Annotated in this window: 20 protein-coding genes and 1 other RNA gene; 8 read left to right on the forward strand and 13 right to left on the reverse strand. The window is 58.6% G+C overall.

Annotated features, from left to right (window positions below):
- The first annotated feature begins 86 nt into the window (after positions 1–86).
- Entirely contained in the window at positions 87–956 is an 870-nt protein-coding gene (locus AB1E37_RS19495; protein WP_004223040.1) for a nickel/cobalt efflux protein RcnA, read from the forward strand.
- Positions 957–1000: 44 nt separating this feature from the next.
- On the opposite strand, the gene AB1E37_RS19500 is transcribed toward AB1E37_RS19495, so the two are convergent.
- Entirely contained in the window at positions 1001–1615 is a 615-nt protein-coding gene (locus AB1E37_RS19500) for a YitT family protein (protein ID WP_004223037.1), read from the reverse strand.
- A gap of 88 nt (positions 1616–1703) precedes the next feature.
- Here AB1E37_RS19500 and AB1E37_RS19505 point away from each other — a divergent pair, with 88 nt between their 5' ends.
- The gene (locus AB1E37_RS19505; RefSeq protein WP_004142690.1) at positions 1704–3131 is read left to right on the forward strand and encodes a PLP-dependent aminotransferase family protein; all 1428 of its coding nucleotides are present in this window, start codon (positions 1704–1706) and stop codon (positions 3129–3131) included.
- Positions 3132–3265: 134 nt separating this feature from the next.
- On the opposite strand, the gene AB1E37_RS19510 is transcribed toward AB1E37_RS19505, so the two are convergent.
- The 3 genes from AB1E37_RS19510 to ffs form a co-directional block, all read right to left on the reverse strand.
- Positions 3266–3481 carry a hypothetical protein gene (locus AB1E37_RS19510; protein WP_004142688.1) on the reverse strand — a complete coding sequence of 72 codons (216 nt, stop codon included), beginning with the start codon at positions 3479–3481 and terminating at the stop codon, positions 3266–3268.
- A complete protein-coding gene (locus tag AB1E37_RS19515; protein ID WP_002891977.1) occupies positions 3478–3735 on the reverse strand; it encodes a hypothetical protein in 258 nt (85 codons plus the stop codon). Before AB1E37_RS19515 ends, AB1E37_RS19510 begins: the two co-directional genes overlap by 4 nt.
- 309 nt (positions 3736–4044) lie before the next feature.
- An RNA gene (gene ffs, locus AB1E37_RS19520) (signal recognition particle sRNA small type) lies at positions 4045–4141 on the reverse strand.
- A 240-nt stretch (positions 4142–4381) separates the two neighbouring features.
- Here ffs and AB1E37_RS19525 point away from each other — a divergent pair.
- Together AB1E37_RS19525 and AB1E37_RS19530 are read left to right on the forward strand one after the other, a co-directional pair.
- Complete coding sequence (locus AB1E37_RS19525) at positions 4382–4789, forward strand: dTDP-glucose pyrophosphorylase (protein WP_004178755.1); 408 nt, start codon at positions 4382–4384, stop codon at positions 4787–4789.
- 67 nt (positions 4790–4856) lie between these two features.
- Positions 4857–5168, forward strand: coding sequence for an MGMT family protein (locus tag AB1E37_RS19530; RefSeq protein ID WP_004142687.1), 312 nt, complete (start codon positions 4857–4859; stop codon positions 5166–5168).
- A gap of 37 nt (positions 5169–5205) precedes the next feature.
- Here the strand turns inward: AB1E37_RS19530 and AB1E37_RS19535 are convergent, their stop codons facing one another.
- Entirely contained in the window at positions 5206–5697 is a 492-nt protein-coding gene (locus AB1E37_RS19535) for a YbaY family lipoprotein (protein WP_002891903.1), read from the reverse strand.
- Positions 5698–5913: 216 nt separating this feature from the next.
- Here AB1E37_RS19535 and tesB point away from each other — a divergent pair, with 216 nt between their 5' ends.
- Positions 5914–6777, forward strand: a complete 864-nt coding sequence (gene tesB / locus AB1E37_RS19540; RefSeq protein ID WP_002891899.1) for an acyl-CoA thioesterase II — start codon at positions 5914–5916, stop codon at positions 6775–6777.
- A gap of 54 nt (positions 6778–6831) precedes the next feature.
- Here the strand turns inward: tesB and amtB are convergent, their stop codons facing one another.
- From amtB to AB1E37_RS19565, 5 genes are all read right to left on the reverse strand, one after another.
- Positions 6832–8118 (reverse strand): ammonium transporter AmtB, encoded by a 1287-nt coding sequence (gene amtB / locus AB1E37_RS19545; RefSeq protein WP_004152876.1) that lies wholly within the window; start codon positions 8116–8118, stop codon positions 6832–6834.
- 33 nt (positions 8119–8151) lie between these two features.
- Positions 8152–8490 (reverse strand): P-II family nitrogen regulator, encoded by a 339-nt coding sequence (gene glnK / locus AB1E37_RS19550; RefSeq protein ID WP_002891893.1) that lies wholly within the window; start codon positions 8488–8490, stop codon positions 8152–8154.
- A gap of 243 nt (positions 8491–8733) precedes the next feature.
- A complete protein-coding gene (locus AB1E37_RS19555; protein ID WP_004223030.1) occupies positions 8734–10512 on the reverse strand; it encodes a SmdB family multidrug efflux ABC transporter permease/ATP-binding protein in 1779 nt (592 codons plus the stop codon).
- Positions 10505–12277 carry a SmdA family multidrug ABC transporter permease/ATP-binding protein gene (locus AB1E37_RS19560; protein WP_004147344.1) on the reverse strand — a complete coding sequence of 591 codons (1773 nt, stop codon included), beginning with the start codon at positions 12275–12277 and terminating at the stop codon, positions 10505–10507. The genes AB1E37_RS19555 and AB1E37_RS19560 overlap by 8 nt, the downstream gene beginning before the upstream one ends.
- 43 nt (positions 12278–12320) lie before the next feature.
- Entirely contained in the window at positions 12321–12779 is a 459-nt protein-coding gene (locus tag AB1E37_RS19565; protein WP_032447379.1) for an Lrp/AsnC family transcriptional regulator, read from the reverse strand.
- Between the two features lie 115 nt (positions 12780–12894).
- On the opposite strand from AB1E37_RS19565, the gene AB1E37_RS19570 reads away from it, so the two are divergent.
- Complete coding sequence (locus tag AB1E37_RS19570; RefSeq protein WP_004178752.1) at positions 12895–13947, forward strand: PLP-dependent cysteine synthase family protein; 1053 nt, start codon at positions 12895–12897, stop codon at positions 13945–13947.
- Positions 13948–13991: 44 nt separating this feature from the next.
- On the opposite strand, the gene cof is transcribed toward AB1E37_RS19570, so the two are convergent.
- Positions 13992–14810 carry an HMP-PP phosphatase gene (cof, locus tag AB1E37_RS19575; protein WP_004151335.1) on the reverse strand — a complete coding sequence of 273 codons (819 nt, stop codon included), beginning with the start codon at positions 14808–14810 and terminating at the stop codon, positions 13992–13994.
- Positions 14811–14937: 127 nt separating this feature from the next.
- Between cof and AB1E37_RS19580 the strand changes: the two genes are divergently transcribed.
- Entirely contained in the window at positions 14938–16638 is a 1701-nt protein-coding gene (locus AB1E37_RS19580; RefSeq protein ID WP_032447378.1) for an SgrR family transcriptional regulator, read from the forward strand.
- Between the two features lie 66 nt (positions 16639–16704).
- A complete protein-coding gene (queC, locus tag AB1E37_RS19585) occupies positions 16705–17406 on the forward strand; it encodes a 7-cyano-7-deazaguanine synthase QueC (protein WP_023284737.1) in 702 nt (233 codons plus the stop codon).
- A gap of 111 nt (positions 17407–17517) precedes the next feature.
- Here the strand turns inward: queC and AB1E37_RS19590 are convergent, their stop codons facing one another.
- Positions 17518–17919, reverse strand: a complete 402-nt coding sequence (locus AB1E37_RS19590; RefSeq protein WP_029883991.1) for a YbgC/FadM family acyl-CoA thioesterase — start codon at positions 17917–17919, stop codon at positions 17518–17520.
- 111 nt (positions 17920–18030) lie between these two features.
- Entirely contained in the window at positions 18031–18399 is a 369-nt protein-coding gene (locus tag AB1E37_RS19595; protein WP_004144680.1) for a helix-hairpin-helix domain-containing protein, read from the reverse strand.
- Positions 18400–18447: the final 48 nt, after the last annotated feature.

Genomic DNA, 18447 nt, shown 5'->3' on the forward strand with positions numbered 1-18447 from the left:
TTTTATTAGCCGCTTTATCTACTGGGGGGTAGTATTTTACTACTGGGGGGGAGTAGGATAATCGCACTTTTGGCAAGGATCCCGATATGAACGATTTCACTTCCCTTCTGCAGCAGGGCAATGCCTGGCTGTTTATACCCAGCGCAATACTGCTCGGCGCGCTGCACGGCCTCGAACCCGGGCACTCAAAAACAATGATGGCCGCCTTTATCGTGGCGGTGCGAGGAACCTTAAAACAGGCGGTACTGCTGGGGCTGGCGGCCACGGTTTCGCATACGGCAGTGGTCTGGCTGATCGCCATGGCCGGCCTGTGGTTTGGCCGCGGCTGGAACGCCCAAACCTCTGAACCCTGGTTTCAGCTGGTCTCAGGGATAGCGATTGTGCTGATTGCCTGCTGGATGCTCTGGCGCACCTGGCGCGAATCGCAGCCCCACACGCACCATGAGCACCACCATGAACATGAGCACCACCATGAACATGATCACCACCATGACCATGAACATGATCACCGCCATGACCATGATCACCGCCATGACCATCACCATGCGTCCTCATCCGCCGCGCCGCTGGTGGCGGAGGAGTGGCAGGACGCGCATCAGCGGGCCCATGCTCAGGAGATCAACCGGCGCTTTGATGGCCGCCAGGTGACGACCGGGCAGATCGTACTGTTTGGCCTGACCGGGGGGCTGATCCCCTGCCCGGCGTCCATTACCGTGCTGCTTATCTGTTTACAGCTGAAGAAATTCTCGCTGGGCGCCACGCTGGTGCTGGGCTTTAGCGTTGGTCTGGCGCTGACGCTGGTGGCTTCCGGGGCCATCGCCGCTCTGAGCCTTAAACATGCCACCCGCCGCTGGCCGTGGCTTAACGACCTCTCGCGCAAGGCGCCCTGGTTCTCAGGCTTACTGATTATTGTGGTGGGGATCTACATGATGCTTCATGGCCTGAGCGGCCTGTAAGCGATGAAAGGCCCTCTCCATGATGAAGAGGGCGATGGGTTAATTCAGGAGACTATTTCCCGGGGAGGGCTGACCGCGTTGCGGCTGACGGGCTGGCTGAACCACGGTAGGCACAGCTGGATCAGCGGCCCAATCGACAGCGCGTAGATGACGGTTCCGACGCCAAATTTGCCCCCCAGCAGCCAGCCAATCAGCAGTACGGAAAGCTCGATCGCCGTCCGGATAACGCGCAGTGACCAACCAGTGCGAGCATGCAGACCGGTCATCAGGCCATCGCGCGGCCCGGGGCCAAAGCCCGCGCCAATATACATTCCGGTAGCGATAGCGTTCAGCACAATCGCTCCTACCAGCAGCGCACTGCGCGCCACCATCGACTCCAGCGGCGGCAGGACGGCCAGCGTGGCGTCCGCCGCCAGTCCCAGCACGATGACATTGCTCACCGTGCCGAGCCCCGGCATTTGCCGGATCGGGATCCACAGCAGCAGTACCGCCGCGCCGGTCAGGATAATCACCGTACCGAAACTGATACCCAGCTGTTTAGCCACCCCGAGATGGAAAACATCCCACGGATCGGCGCCGAGATTGGCATGCACGAAGAGCGCCGTGGACACGCCGTAAAGCACCAGACCAATATATAACTGCAGCAGGCGACGAAGCATATTTTTTCCTCAACATCATTGCGAATGCCCTCATCATCAGCAAAAATGGACTGATAATTAATGGCCAGTTTTGGAAAAGTGGATCGCTATGTCAGCCCGACGCTTTGGAACCCAATCGCTGGTACGCCTGCTCGGCAACTGGCAGGAGACCAGCTCACGCACGCCGCTATGGCGCCAGCTGGCGGAAGCGCTCCGCCTGCTGATCCTTGATGGTCGCCTGACGCTGCAAACGCGCCTGCCCGGCGAGCGCGAGCTGGCGGCGGCCCTGAACGTCAGCCGGACCACCATCGCCAGCGCCCTCGGCCAGTTGCGGGAGGAGGGCTTTCTCTACAGCCGCCAGGGGAGCGGGTCACGCATTGTTTTGCCGGAACGCCCCGCCGATCTTCCTCTGCCTGCCGGCATCTCATCTACGCTTAATCTATCTACCGCCGCCCTCAGCGCCGGGCCGGAGGTCCATCAGGCCTTCCAGCACGCTATGACCCTGCTGCCGCCCTATCTCGCACAGACTGGCTATGACCAGCAGGGGCTGCCGGTGCTGCGGGAGGCGATTGCCCGGCGCTACAGCGAACGCGGTCTGCCGACGCGGCCCGATGAGGTGATGGTGGTCAACGGCGCCCTCAGCGCCTTCGCGCTGATCCTGCGCCTGTTCACCGGGCCGGGCGATCGGGTGGTTATTGACGCCCCCACCTATCCGATGGCCATCAGCGCCATTCAGGGCGCCTCCTGCCGCCCCGTTGGGGTTGCGCTTCCGCAGCAGGGATGGGACTGCGATGGACTGGCGGCGACTATTGCGCAGACTGCGCCGCGGCTGGCGTGGCTGATGCCGGATTTTCACAACCCCACCGGACGCTGTATGGATGCCCCCACCCGCCAGCGGGTTGCGGACATCGCCGCCAGGACGCGAACAACGCTGGTAATCGACGAGACCATGGCCGACCTTTGGTATAACGCGCCGCCGCCCCCGCCGCTGGCCAGCTTCAATCCCGATGCCGCAGTGCTCACCATTGGTTCGGCCGGGAAAAGCTTCTGGGGGGGACTACGTATCGGCTGGATCCGCGCCAGCGCGCGGACCATCGCCTCGCTTATTCAGGCCCGCGATTCGCTGGATTTGGGTACGCCGCTGCTGGAGCAACTGGCCTGCAGCTGGCTACTGGAAAATGCCGCCACACTGCTGCCGCCGCGGCGGGATATGCTCAAGGCGCGCCGGGACATGTGCGAAACGCTGATGGCGGAATATTTTCCCCGCTGGCGGTTTTCGCCACCGGAAGGTGGGCTCTCTTTTTGGGTGGAACTTCCTGACATGCTGGCCACCCTGTTCTCTGCGCGTGCGGAAAGCCAGGGGATCCATATCGGCACCGGTACGCGGTTTGGGCTGGAAGGGGCGTTCGATCGCTATTTACGTCTGCCGTTTACGCTGCCGGATGAAGCATTGCGCCGGGCCTTCTCCACGCTACAACCGCTGTGGCAAAGCCTTGCTGAACAGAAGGAAAATACACGTTTGCGAAAAATAATATAAGAAAATAGCGACGGGCTGACTTCAGCCCGTCAAATGACCTTCATCCATGAGGTATATGAGATGTTTTTATAAAATTGCCTGGCTATCCTGCCCTCTGGTTATGGCAACCCAATGACAGAAAGAAGGCAATTTCATTAATGCTGGCGCGGAATAGGAAACCCTTTCAGGGAAATAATAAAGCCATCTTCATCTTTTTTGATTTTAGCGCCGGTGTCACACCAGTCGGAAGCAATGCGAAAGAACTCATCACTACCGATATTCCAGTTCAGGCGGACGTGTTTTACGTATCCTGAGCGCAACATATCGCAAGCTTCGCTATAGTTGCTGGCTGTAGAGAATTGTTGTTTCATTTTTTCTTCTTCAGAAGTTTTCTTAATGCTTTGATTTCTTTAGGGGTAAGTGGCGTCGCTTCCTCTTCGGTATGCTGGCTGTCAATGTCCTCTTCCGTCACCCCCGCCTCACCTGCTGACTCCTCCAGCTGAAAAGCCAGCTGCAGCAGCTTTTCCGTTGCCGTTCCCAGGTTCTCGTTATTAACTTCCGCATAATGACGCAACTTTTCTTTTAGCTCTGCGTCAATTTTTACATTCAAAACCACTGTGGTCATAGCTACGCTTCCCGTGCAATAAAATCATCATAATTAATACACGAAGTTAACATGCTGATCCAGAGATATATTTTACAGCATGAGCCTGGCAACAAATTCCCATCAGTAAGATGCGCTTTATTTATGACATGCAAATGACATTAATATTTCAGTAGTATTTCAGATTTATGACAAGTAAATATTATGGAATAAAAGAAGGGGGGTTTAACAACAAAAACTAATATGCGATCTTTATCAGAAATTAATTATTGCAGGAATAAAAACCGGACAAATATAAGGGAAACACCAGGCGGGAGAAATGGGTGGGGGCCCTGCCAGCTACATCCCGGCACACACGTCGTCTGCTCTGGCTGCTTCCTTCCGGACCTGACCTGGTAAACAGAGTAGCGTTGCGGGAGAACCAACAGAGCCCCCATTGAGAGCGTTAGTTGCCTAACGCGCTGGCGCATTATCCCTGCTGACCTGGTGAATTGCAAGCTCACACCGTCCGCCTGCTGGTTTATTGCGCAATAACGCGAATAAAACCAGCCACTCACGGTCAGCCTGTGAGATTGCGAGCCTGCGCTCAGCACACATCCGGGTTATCCACCATACTTATCCTCTTCGTCCTCTTTTATCACCAGTACATTGTCTCGACGGTAATCGAATGACTGACTCATCACCACAGACCATCACTCTGCCTTTACCTGCTATTGAAGGGATGACCATCGCCTTTCAGGGCGTAAACTACCTGCGTCCTGAAAAAATGCTCGACTTCGCGACCATCAGTCCCGCGCCGGTGCGGGCGGTTACGCCGCTGGCGCTGCTCTATTCCACCGTCGGCGTGCTGCGCCAGGTGGAGCTACGCAAGCTGCCGGTCTATATCAGCGGTCGGGTGGTGTACCCTATCTCGTCGTTAACCATGCCGGGCCTGCGCGCGAGGCTGATCATCAACGCCACTTCGCAGCGGTTGAAATTTCTTGAAAGTCTCATCGCCAGCTCAGCCTCGGACAATGTCCATGGCATGCAGATCCTCGGCCTCGCTCTGACGTTCACCGTCGAACAGGCCGCCTGACCCAGGCCGGCTGTACAGCTCCTGGCTTAGCGCTTATGCTGACGTTTTGCCGGTAACAGGACAGAAAATGGCTCCGCACGACACATTTCCCCAACGCGTCTGGCACATCGTGGCGTCGATACCGGAAGGGTATGTCACGACCTACGGCGAGGTCGCCCGGCTGGCAGGTTCACCGCGCGCGGCGCGCCAGGTGGGCGGCGTATTGAAGCGCCTGCCGGAAGGGTCCACCCTGCCATGGCATCGGGTGGTCAATCGCCATGGCGATATCTCCCTCACCGGCCCCGATCTACAGCGGCAGCGTCAGGCGCTGCTGGCCGAGGGTGTGCAGGTCTCCGGCAGCGGCCATATCGATCTCCAGCATTATCGCTGGGTTTATTGAAGGCAAAAAAAAGCCCCCATCCGGGGGCGTAGCGAGCTTACTGGGCGACAGGAACGGCGGTCTGCTGGACCGGAACCAGCGTCAGGTCGGCATGAGTGCCGCCCTGGTTTATTACCGTCTGCACGGTATCGGTAATAAACATCAACTGGCCGTTAACCGTGATCGCCGCGCTTAGCAGAATGCGAGCGTTCGGTTGAATATCTGCCGGGTTGTAAGGCAGCGCAAAGTTAAATGGCGCCTGTTTGCCTTCGGTACGCACCGCTTTTTGCGACAATACGCGGGCTGGCGCATCTGCCAGAGAAGCATCCGACAGGGTCACCGTCAGTACCGCATCCGGCGGTAAAGCGATTCTCTGGCGGATATTAATCGTCCCCGTGACGCTCGGCTGCTGCTGCGCCACGCTCAGCGTCGCGATACCGTAAGGGTCGGGCGCGGCCGCCTGCGTCGAAGAATTGTTCGAGTGGTGATTAGCACAGGCGGTCAGCGTCGCGGCGACGGCTAAGGCACTAAACATATAGGCAAATTTCATGATGTTCTCCTTATCATCCCTTAATACCCAGGAGGATGTTCCGCCGCTTCGCCGGCAGGAACTTTCGTGTCGTCAATAAGTGTGGCACAGATCTCAGATTTGTTCCTGTTAACTGGTCGTTATTCAGATTATTACACCCATCGGACCACTTGCGATTCCAGGTTATACTTGGCCACATTACGCGCGCTGCGCCGCTATTGTTAATTGAGGATAAGTATGAGTCAGGCACTCTCTAACCTGCTGGCATTATTAGATCTGGAAAAAATTGAGGAAGGGTTGTTTCGCGGGCAGAGCGAAGACCTGGGGTTACGTCAGGTTTTTGGCGGCCAGGTAGTGGGTCAGGCGCTGTATGCGGCAAAAGAGACCGTGCCCGTTGAGCGTCTGGTTCATTCGTTTCACAGCTACTTTCTTCGCCCCGGCGATAGCCAGAAGCCGATCGTTTACGATGTGGAGGTGCTGCGCGACGGCAACAGCTTCAGCGCCCGTCGGGTCGCCGCCATCCAGAACGGGAAGCCGATTTTCTATATGACCGCCTCCTTCCAGGCGCCAGAGAATGGCTATGAGCATCAGAAAGCAATGCCGGCCGCCCCCTCCCCTGACGGCCTGCCTTCGGAAACCGATATCGCTCGCAAGCTGGCGCATCTCCTGCCGCCGCAGGTGAAAGACAAATTCCTCTGCGATAAACCGCTGGAGATCCGTCCGGTGGAGTTTCATAACCCAATGAAAGGCCATATCGCCGAACCGGTGCGCCAGGTCTGGCTGCGCGCCAACGGCGCCGTCCCTGACGATCTGCGTATTCATCAGTATCTGCTGGGCTATGCTTCAGACTTTAACTTCCTGCCGGTGGCGCTGCAGCCGCACGGCGTTGGTTTCCTTGAGCCCGGCATGCAGGTCGCCACCATCGACCACTCTATGTGGTTCCACCGGCCGTTTAATATTAATGAATGGCTGCTTTATAGCGTCGAAAGCACCTCGGCCTCCAGCGCCCGCGGCTTCGTTCGCGGCGAATTCTACACCCAGGATGGCACGCTGGTTGCCTCAACGGTTCAGGAAGGGGTGATGCGCAACCGCAACGCATAAAAAAAGCCTCCCGGACGGGAGGCTTTTCGCTATCGGGAGAGAATGGCTTTTTTATCAGGCGTTATAGGCATTTTCGCCATGGCTGTTGACGTCCAGCCCTTCGCGCTCCTGCTCTTCCGGCACGCGCAGCCCGACGGTCATATCCGCCACTTTGTAGCCGATGAACGCCACAACGCCGGACCAGACCACGGTGATGGCGATACTTTCCAGTTGCACCAGCAGCTGATGGCCCATGGTGACGCCTTCCGCATAACCGACGCCGCCCAGAGAAGTCGCCGCGAAGATACCAGTCAGGATACAGCCGACGATGCCGCAGACGCCGTGAACGCCGAAGACGTCGCAAGGATCATCCACACGCAGCCAGCGTTTCAGCGCAGTCACGCCCCAGATACCCGCCAGGCCAGAGGCGATACCGACGATCAGCGCCCCGCCGACACCGATATAACCACACGCCGGCGTAACGCCAACCAGACCGGCAATTGCCCCGGAGCAGGCGCCCAGCAGTGAAGGTTTGCCGCGCAGAGCCCATTCGCCAAAGGTCCACGCCAGGATAGCCGCAGCGGTCGCCACGACGGTGTTAACGAACGCCAGGGCCGCAATTTCATTCGCTGCGCTGGCAGAGCCGGCGTTGAAGCCGAACCAGCCCACGTAGAGGATAGCGGTGCCAGTGAACACCATCGGCAGGTTATGCGGTTTGAACGCTTCTTTGCCGAAGCCCACGCGTTTGCCCATCATATAGGCGCCGACCAGCCCGGCGACCGCGGCGTTGATGTGCACAACGGTGCCGCCGGCGAAGTCCAGCGCGCCATGGGTCGCCAGCAGACCGCCGCCCCAAACCATATGCGCAATCGGCACGTAGGAGAGTGTCATCCACACCACCACGAAGATCAGTACCGCGGAGAAACGAATACGTTCCGCCAGCGCCCCGACAATCAGCCCGACGGTGATGCAGGCGAACGAGCCCTGGAAGGCCACGTGGATATACTGATAGAAGGTGCCCATCAGCGCTTTCAGCTCAATATTTTTCAGCATCACCCAGTCAAAGCTGCCGAAGAAGCTGCCGCCGGTGCCGAAGGCCAGGGTATAGCCATAAATCACCCACAATACGCAGACCAGGCCAAAGGTGACAATCACCTGAGTCAGCATGGACAGAACGTTCTTACCGCGGATCAGGCCGCCGTAAAACAGCGCAATCCCCGGGATAGTCATAAACAGAACCAGCGCGGTGCAAATCATCATAAACGCGTTATCGGCTTTGTCCGCCACCGCAGGCGCGGCCATCGCCAGCCCCGGCAGAAGGGCTAATGCCCCCAGACCCGATTTCATTGTTGCCATTTTCATTGTTTCGTTCCCCATCACTGTGTGGTCTGGAAATTACAGTGCCGCTTCGTCAGCTTCGCCGGTACGGATGCGAATGACGCGCTGCAATTCAGCGACGAAAATTTTGCCGTCGCCAATTTTTCCGGTGTAAGCCGCTTTGCTGATGACATCGATGACTTCATCCAGCTGATCGTCGGCAATCGCCACATCAATCTTCACTTTTGGCAGAAAGTTGACGCTATACTCGGCGCCGCGGTAGAGCTCCGCGTGACCTTTCTGACGGCCAAATCCTTTGACTTCAGTGACCGTCAGGCCCTGAATGCCGATGGAAGACAAAGCTTCACGCACGTCTTCCAGTTTGAATGGTTTGATTACCACGGTAACCAGCTTCATAAGTCCCCTCCAGTCAGTATTCGGTAATGGCCGCAGCTAACACGATGGATATAAAGCAAGGGCTATGCCAGAAATGAAAAAAGGCCGCAAAGCGGCCCTTTGATGGCAAAAAACAGGGGACAGGTCAGGCAATATCCTGCGCAACGGCGCCTGGCGCGCAAAAATGCACCACAACGGTGCATTTGATGTAACGTTTTTGCACCATGGCAGGCCGCCCAGCGTTCCCTGCCTGCTGGTGGTGCATCAGGCGCTGAGCGACTCCTCTCTGGCGCTGGCCGCCAGCTCTTCGCCGGCCAGCTGCAGCTGATACATCTGCCAGTAGCGGCCTTTCGCCGCCAGCAGCTGCTGATGGGTGCCCCGCTCGACAGCCTGACCTCGATGCAGAACCAGGATGGTATCGGCCTCCACAATGGTCGACAGCCGATGGGCAATAACCACGAGGGTGGTATGCTGGCGGACCTTCGTCAGCGCCTGCTGGATCGCCTGCTCGGTACCGGAGTCGATGTTTGCCGTCGCCTCATCCAGAATCAGTACCTGCGGGGTATCCACCAGCACGCGCGCCAGCGCCAGCAGCTGCTTCTGCCCGACGGAGAGATTATTGCCCTGCTCACCCAGTTGGGTGTACAGCCCATCGCTCATGCTGCGCGCCACCGCCGCCAGCTGCACCGCCTCCAGCGCTTCCCAAACCTGCGCCTCACTGATGTCCCGGCCCAGCGCGACGTTGGCGTAGAAGGTATCCGCCAGCACTACGGGATCCTGTTGCACCATCGCGATGCCCCGACGCAACGCGCTGTGGCTGAGGGATGCGAGCGGTCGACCATCGATGCGGATCTCGCCGTGGGTTAACGGGTAATAGCCCATCATCAGACTGGCGAGGGTACTTTTTCCGCTGCCGGTATGTCCGACCAGCGCCACGAAGCTGCGGGAGGGAATATCCAGCGTGATATCCTGGAGAACCAGACGGTCCCCCCGGTAAGCAAAGGAGAGATGGTCAATTTCCACCCGACCGCTGCTCAGCGGCGCGTCATCCGTACCCCACGCCTGGCGCGGGCGATCCATCAGCTCGAAAACGCGCTCGCCGGCGACCACCGCCTGCTGCAGCATCGACTGCTGGGTGGTCAGCTCGATAAGCGGCTCGTTAAGGCGTCCAAGATAGCTGATAAACGCGTACAGGACCCCAACCTCGATCGTGCCCACCGCGCTAAAGCCGAACAGCATCAGCAGCCCGCACAGCACCAGCGAGGAAAAAAGGCTCAGCAGCGGGCGCAGCAGAAAACCGTCCAGGCGTAGCGTCTGCATCCGCGCCAGATAGTGGGCATAGCTGGCCTCGCGCATCCGTTCGCCAAAGCGCGCCTGCTGGCGGAACTGCTGGATGACGCCCATGCCGTTGATCACTTCGTTGAAGCCATCGTTGATGTCGGCAAGCCAGGCGCGCACCCGCCGCACGATCGGCGTGCTATAGCGCTGATAGATAATCATCACGATCAGCACCGCCGGGAAAATCGCGATCGCCACCAGCGCCATCCGCCAGTCGAGGCTAAACATCGCCACCAGCATCGCGCCGATCAGCGCGGCGCTGCGCAGTACCGTAGCCACCACCGTCACGTACAGATCGCGAATGACTTCCGTATCGTTGGTTACCCGTGAGATAAGCTGCCCAACCGGCTGGGTATCAAACTCGCTGAGCGGCTGATGCAGGGCGGCATCCATCACGTCGCTGCGCAACTGCTGGACGACGCCGACCGCGGCGCGGTTAAACAGCAGCGACTGGTTATAGTGCAGGAGCGCCGCCAGCAGCTGCAGGCCGATATAGGCTACCGCCAGACCGGCCACCAGCTTCAGCGGCAGCGTATGTTTCGCCACCATGTTGTCGATGAAATAGCTGATAAGCAGCGGGCCGCTCACTTCCGCCGCCGCCGCAATCCACATCATCGCCACCGCGATGGCCAACGGCTTGCGCCACGGTGAACCATAGGCCAGCAGGCGTTTAAGCGTCGGCCAGAGTTCGGTAAAGCTACGCATCCAGGGCCTCCTCTTGCGTCTGCGGAACCTCGTCGAGCGCGGCCTCCAGCTGCTGATATCGATACATGTCGCGGTACCAGCCGGGCTGCACGGCCAGCGCCTCGTGGCGGCCGCGCTGGGCAATATGCCCATGCTGCAGTACCAAAATTTCACTGGCCTCGGTGAGCGCCGACAGGCGGTGGGCGCTGATAATGACCGTCCGCCCCTCCCCCCACTGGCGCAGATTATGCAGGATCTGGTGCTCGGTGCGGCCATCCACCGCCGATAAGGCATCGTCGAGGATCAAAATTTCGGCCTCCAGCAGCAGGGCGCGAGCAATCGAGATGCGCTGTTTCTGACCGCCGGAGAGCATCACGCCGCGCTCGCCCACTTCGGTCTCGTAGCCCTGAGGCAGACGCAGAATGTCGTCATGCACGCTGGCCAGTTGTGCAACCCGCTCAATCTGCGCCTGCGTCGCGTCCGGTTTTCCCAGCGCGATATTATTGGCGACGGTATCGGAGAATAAAAATGGCGTCTGATTGACCACCGCCAACCGGGCGCGCCAGCTGTCGAGCTGCAGAATCGGCAGCGGCAGATCGTGAAAGCGGATCTCGCCGTGAGTGACGTCAAAATGGCGCTGCAGCAGCGCCAGAATGGTGCTTTTGCCGGCGCCCGTCGGCCCGCAGATGCCCAGCATTTGCCCCGGCTGGAGAGTAAAATTTACCTGCTCCAGCGAAGGTTTGCTCGCCTGCGGATAGATGAAATCGCGGATAGCAACCTGCAGGACGCCACGGCCTGCCGGCACCGCCTCGGTCCCGTCATCCACCGCCGGCGCCTCTTCAAGCATCGTGCGGATACGACCATAGGCCGCGCTACCGCGCTCCACGATGTTAAACATCCACGCCAGCGCCAGCATCGGCCAGATCATCAGGCCAAGATACATCACGAAGCTGGTCAGCTGGCCCAGGGTCAGGCTGCCGTGGATCACCATCCAGCTGCCGCCGCCGATGGCCAGCAGGTTAGCGGCCCCGATGGCGATATAGATGGTGGGGTCGAAGCGGGCGTCAATGCGTGCCACGCGCATGTTTTTCGCGCCGGTATCGGCAGCATCGGCAGCAAACTGCGCCGACTGGCGATCCTCCAGCCCAAACGCCTTAATCATGCGGATGCTGGTCAGGCTCTCCTGCGTGCGATCGTTGAGGCTGGAAAAGGCCGCCTGAGCAACGCGAAAACGTTCGTGAAGCGCATCGCCGTTGCGTTTGATCGCCAGGGCCATCAGCGGCATCGGCAGCAGCGCCAGCAGAGTAAGCTGCCAGCTAATCTGCGTCGACATCACAATCAATACCGCACAGCCCATCACCAGGGAATCCACCAGGGTTAATACTCCTTCGCCAGCGGCAAACACCACCCGGTCCACGTCATTGGTGGCGCGGGCGATAAGATCCCCGGTGCGATGGCGCAAATAGAACGCCGGATGCTGGCGGCTCAGTTGCCGGTAAAAATCTTCCCGCAGCTCAACCGCCAACTGGTAAGAAGCACCGAACAACAGCACGCGCCAGACATAGCGCAGCAGGTAGACCATCACCGCGATCAGCACCAGCGCGCCGATCCACATCCACACCTTCTCCGCGGTGTAATGTTGTTGCGTCACGCCGTCGACCACAATGCCCACCACCTTCGGCGGAATAAGCTGCAGGACGGCAATAATGACCAGCAGGGCAATTGCGCCAAGATAGCGGCGCCACTCCCGGCGGAAGTACCAGCTGAGTTGAGCAAATAATCGCAAGCAATAAAATCCTGATTTTGTAATGGGTTACGGCGCAATACCGTTATTCGACAGGCAAGGCGGTGGTATATTTTATCTGTTCCATGGCAAAACTCGAAGTGACATCCGACAGACCGGGCACACTGTTCACTAAACGTTTATAAAAGCCGTCATAGCGTTTCATATCAGCCACCTGCACCCGTAGCAGGTAGTCATACTCCCCCGCCATCCGCCAGAAGCCGAGCACTTCCGCCATCTGCGTCACTTCGCTCACGAACTGACAGTACCAGTCGCTGCTGTGATGCTGGGTCTTGATCAGGACGAACGCCGTCAGCCCCAGCCCCACCTTTTCCGCGTCCAACAGGGCGACGCGCCCGCGGAGAATACCCTCGTCTTCGAGCCGTTTCAGGCGTTTCCAGCAGGGCGTGGTGGTCAGATTAACGGCATCGGCCAGCGCCTGCAAAGAGAGGGTGCAATCTTCCTGCAGTAGCGCCAGCAGCTTACGGTCAATTTTATCTAGCATTGGGCATCCTCAGAGAAAATTTTGCTCTCATAATGGTAATCCACAGATTAAATGGCAACAATTTTTCCTGCGCTTTCCGCTAAGCTAGGCACAAAATGACAAACAGGAAATCACGATGAATAGCGCCTGGGTTAAACATGCCATTAGCGAAATCAACGCTGACTATCAGCGTTCCGCCGACACGCACCTGATCCGTCTGCCGCTGCCCGCTTTTCCGGGCATCCACCTGTATCTGAAAGATGAAAGCACCCACCCCACCGGCAGCCTGAAGCATCGCCTGGCGCGGTCGCTGTTTCTCTATGGCTTGTGCAACGGCTGGATCAAAGAAGGCACGCCAATTATAGAGTCCTCCTCAGGGTCAACCGCCGTTTCGGAGGCCTATTTCGCCCGCCTGCTGGGGCTGCCGTTTATCGCTGTGATGCCCTCCTGCACCGCCAGACGCAAAATCGAACAGATCGAGTTCTACGGCGGACGCTGCCATTTTGTGCAGAGCGCCGGCGAAATCTACGCGGCTTCCGAAACGCTGGCCCGCGAGCTGAACGGCCATTATATGGATCAGTTTACCTTCGCCGAGCGGGCCACCGACTGGCGCGGCAACAACAATATCGCCGACAGTATTTTCCGCCAGATGAGCCATGAGCCGCACCCGCAGCCGTCATGGATCGTCATGAGCGCCGGCACCGGCGGCACCTCAGCGACCATTGGCCGCTATATTCGCAGCCAGGGCTACGAGACGCAGCTGATGGTCGTTGATCCGCAGAATTCGGTGTTCCTCGATTACTGGCAGACCCGCGACGCCAGCCTGCGCAGCCCGGTCGGCAGCAAAATTGAAGGCATCGGACGGCCGCGCGTCGAGCCGTCGTTTATTCCCGACGTTGTCGATGAGATGCTGCGCGTGCCGGATGCGGCGAGCGTAGCCACCGCCCTGTGGCTGGAAACGCAGCTTGGGCGCAAGGTCGGCGCCTCGACCGGCACTAATATGTGGGGCGTATTGCAGCTGGCCGCGCGGATGCGCGAGGAAGGTCGCACCGGCTCGATAGTGACACTCCTGTGCGACAGCGGCGAGCGTTACCTGGAAAGCTATTACAACCCGCAGTGGGTGGCGAACAATATCGGCGATATTGCGCCCTGGCAGGCGGAGATCGCCGGTCTGGTCGAAAGGCGATAAAAAAAGCCAGATAGAAGCCTATCTGGCTTGCTGGAAGGGTCTCTCTATTCGGGGGAATAAGGAAGATCAGGATTATCCAGCCAATGAGTTAAAAAATGGGAGACTGCCTGATTCCGGCAGTCGCCAATTACCGGCAGATGCGGCAGCTCGGCTTTCAGCTGCGGCATCGCGTTGCCCATGATGAACCCCCGCCCAACGCTGCCCAGCATCTCGCGGTCGTTCATCGCATCGCCGAAGGCCATGCACTCCTGCAGGGTGAAGCCTAAATGCTGGCTGAGCACCGCCAGCGCCGCGCCTTTATTGCAGCCAACCGGCAGCACCTCCAGACAGTCCATTGCCGAGAAGCAGAGAAATGCGCGATCGCCCAGCGTCTCATTCAGCTGGATCCGCAGACGGCGCAAATCGTCATGATCGCCGCAGAAACATATCTTGGTGACATGCTGCGCCGACATACGCTTCAGATCGCACAGTTGATAGTGAAAGCCGCTGAATACATGCGCTTGCAACAATTCAGGCCTTGCCTGGCCGGTGAACCAGCCGCCATCGTTAAAGACGTGCATGCTGGCCTGGGTATCCCATTTGCCGTGCAGCACCGCTTCCGCCGCCTCGGGAGCGAGATCCTGGCGATAAAGCTCCTCCCCTTCCAGCGAATGGATGCGCGTCCCGTTGCCGGTGATCAGAAATGCATCAAGGGAAAATTCGCCAATCACATGGTGCATCTCCAGCACATGGCGGCCGGTGGCGAAGGTCAAGGTGATATCGCGCTCACGCAGCCGTTTCAGCGCGGAAAGCGTCTTTTCTCCAAGACGATGGTCCGGCATCAGCAGGGTGCCGTCCATATCAAATGCCGCCAGTTTTGCCATGGTATATTCCCCGATGTGTGATGGGCTTCGCTTGTGTTGCAGTATCACCTGGGATATACGGAAGTAATAGTGAATAGATATTATTAATTGTTCCGGGTTTACAGCGGCCCGGTGGACGACGGCCCCCATGCGACTCTTACACCGTTTAAATCAATACCAGCGCCTATGGCAACCCTCAGCCGGGGCGCCGCAGCAGGTCACCGTCGGCGAACTGGCGGAGCGCTGTTTTTGCAGCGAGCGCCACGTCCGTACTCTGCTGCGTCAGGCGCAGGAGGCCGGGTGGCTAAGCTGGCAGGCCAGCTCCGGGCGCGGCAAACGCGGACAGCTCTTATTTCACAAAACCCCGGAAAGTCTGCGCAACGAGATGATGGAGCAGGCGCTGAACAACGGTCAGCAACAAACCGCGCTGGAGCTGGCGCAGCTTGCCCCGGTGGAGCTGAAAGCCCTGCTCCATCCCTTCCTCGGCGGTCAGTGGCAAAACAATACCCCCACGCTGCGTATTCCTTACTATCGCCCGCTGGAGCCGCTGCGTCCCGGCTTTCTCCCCGGCCGCGCCGAGCAGCATCTGGCCGGACAAATCTATGCCGGGCTGACGCGCTTCGACGAAGGCGACAATATGCCGATCGGCGATCTGGCGCACCACTGGCAGGTCTCCCCGGACGGCCTGCGCTGGCATTTTTATATCCGCTCCACGCTGTGCTGGCACAATGGCGATACGGTGGAAACCGCGCAGTTGCGACAGCGGTTACTGCTGCTGCTTGAGCTGCCCGCCTTGCGGACCCTCTTCGCCAGCATCAGCCGTATCGATGTCACCCATGCCCAGTGTTTAACAATAACCCTGCATCGCCCTGACTACTGGCTGCCGTTCCGCCTCGCCAGCTACTGCAGCGTGCTGGCGCATCCCGACGATCCGGCCATTGGCTGCGGACCGTTCCGCCTGAAGCGGTTTAGTCCGGAACTCGTCCGCCTGGAAAACCATCCCCGCTACCACCTGCAGCATCCGCTGATCCAGGCGGTGGAGTACTGGATCACTCCTCAGCTCTTTGACCGCGATCTCGGCACCAGCTGCCGCCATCCGGTGCAGATCACCATCGGCGATCGCGAAGAGCTGCATAATCTGCGTCAGGTCAGCAACCGTATCAGCCTTGGCTTCTGCTATTTGACCCTGCGCCACAGCCCTCGGCTTAGCAAAGCGCAGGCCCAGCGGCTGGTGTCGATAATCCATCACTCGTCGCTACTGGATACGCTGCCGCTGGAGGAGGATTTGATTACGCCAAGCCATGAGGTGCTGCCGGGATGGTCCATCCCGCAGGGACCGGCAAACAGCGCGGTACCGCTGCCGGCCAGGCTCACCCTGCTCTATCATCTGCCGGTCGAGCTACATGCGATGGCCGAACAGCTGAGGCAACGTCTGGCTCTGCTGGGCTGCGAGCTGACGCTCCTGTTTCACGACGCTAAAAACTGGGAAGGCTGCCAGCATCTGGGTCAGGCCGACCTGATGATGGGCGACCGTCTGATCGGCGAAGCGCCGGAGTACGCCCTGGAACAGTGGCTGCGCTGCGATATGCTGTGGCCTAATTTGCTGACCGGGGCGCAATATGCTCATCTGCAGGCGACATTAGACGCGGTGCAGTCTCAGCCCGACGCTCGCAGCCGCAACGATGCGCTGCGCAACGTATTTAACAGCCTGATGGAAGACGCCATCATGACGCCGCTGTTCAAGTATAACTATCGGATCAGCGCGCCACCGGGGGTCAATGGTCTGCGCCTCAACGCCCGGGGCTGGTTCGACTTCGCCAGCGCCTGGCTGCCAGCCTCGTCGACGTGAGAGAGCTGGTGATGGAGGGCGTCTGGCGCTACCATATCGCCTTTATTCATTTAGTCAGGAATTGCCATGAAACGCGCCGTAGTTGTCTTCAGCGGAGGACAAGATTCAACCACCTGTCTGGTGCAGGCTCTGCAACAGTATGATGAAGTGCATTGCGTCACTTTTGATTATGGCCAACGCCACCGCGCGGAAATCGACGTTGCGCGCGAACTCGCCCTGAAACTGGGCGCCGTCGCGCATAAAGTGCTGGACGTCACTCTGCTCAACGAACTGGCAGTCAGCAGCCTGACCCGCGATAACATTCCGGTACCGGACTATCAGCCTGATGCCGAGGGCATTCCCAACACCTTTGTCCCCGGGCGTAATATTCTGTTTTTAACCCTGACGGCAATCTACGCCTATCAGGTAAAAGCCGAAGCCATCATCACCGGCGTGTGCGAGACCGACTTCTCCGGCTACCCGGACTGCCGCGATGAGTTTGTCAAAGCGCTGCACCACGCCGTCAGCCTGGGGATGGCGAAAGACATTCGCTTTGAGACGCCGCTGATGTGGCTGAATAAAGCCGAGACCTGGGCGCTCGCCGACTACTGGGGTCAGCTGGATCTGGTGCGCCGAGAAACCCTCACCTGCTACAACGGCATTAAGGGCGATGGCTGCGGCCAGTGCGCCGCCTGTAACCTGCGCGCAAACGGACTCAACCAGTATCTGGCGGACAAGGTCGGGGTAATGGCGGTGATGCAGCAAAAAACCGGACTGACGCAGGCATAATCTCCGGGGATCGATTTACCGGAACTTTGGCTCAAATTCCCCGGTGGCGCGATGCTTACCGGGGCTACGGGTTCATCACCTGCCGTGGGCCCGCCACTCGCACGACGGTTGTCAGCGCAGGTTCATCTGGTCAAGTTTCGCACGCAATTCCCCTTCCAGCGGCAGCGCCTTCTGGGTTTTCAAATCGATACAAACGAAGGTAATCAGCGCATCGGCCACTACTTCGCCATTGGGGTTGAGGGTGACCACCTGGCTTAGGATGCCGCTTTTGCCGTTGAGTTGCTCCAGTTTGCTGCTCACCGTCAGCACATCGCCCAGTACCGCCGGACGACGATAGTTAATATTGATATTCACCACCACGAAGGCGATGTTTTTCTCCATCATCCACTGAAACGCGGGGCTATTTTCCAGGCCGTCCCAGCGGGCTTCCTCAAGGAACTCCAGGTAGCGAGCGTTGTTCACATGCTGGTAGACGTCCAGATGATAGCCGCGAACTTTAATTTGTGTCTGCATAGCACTAATGCCTTTCTGTTATTGTTGTTTATGAGGTAAGAGGTCACACCACTTGATGCAACCTCTTTATCCTGGCAAAAAATCACCGCTGTGCAAGGTCTGGCATAAAATTTACAGCGTCAGATGGGCTAAATTGCGCTCCACCAACGCGCTCCCCATTCCCGGGACCTGCTTCAGATCATCGAGGGTTTTGAACGGCCCGTACTCTTCGCGGTAGCTGACAATAGCCTGGGCTTTTTTCAATCCTACGCCATTTAACGCCTGCGCCAGCTGTTCGGCGCTGGCGCGGTTAATGCTGACCTTTGTCGCCCCGTTGTCAGACTCGCCGGGCACCGCTTCCGCCTTCGCCGAAGAGGACGCCTGCACATTTTCTTTATTCACCGCCGCTTTGCCGCTGGCGGGTGCCGCCAGCGCCCCCTGTACCCCTACCGCAAAAACCAGAACGCCCGCGGCCATCAGTGCTTTTATTCCATATTTCATGCTGATATCTCCTTGTGTGTAGACAGCAAGGTCACGATAGCGTCAGTG

This window comes from Klebsiella sp. Shm-1, from assembly GCF_040804525.1.
In the GTDB taxonomy this organism is placed as follows: domain Bacteria; phylum Pseudomonadota; class Gammaproteobacteria; order Enterobacterales; family Enterobacteriaceae; genus Klebsiella; species Klebsiella pneumoniae.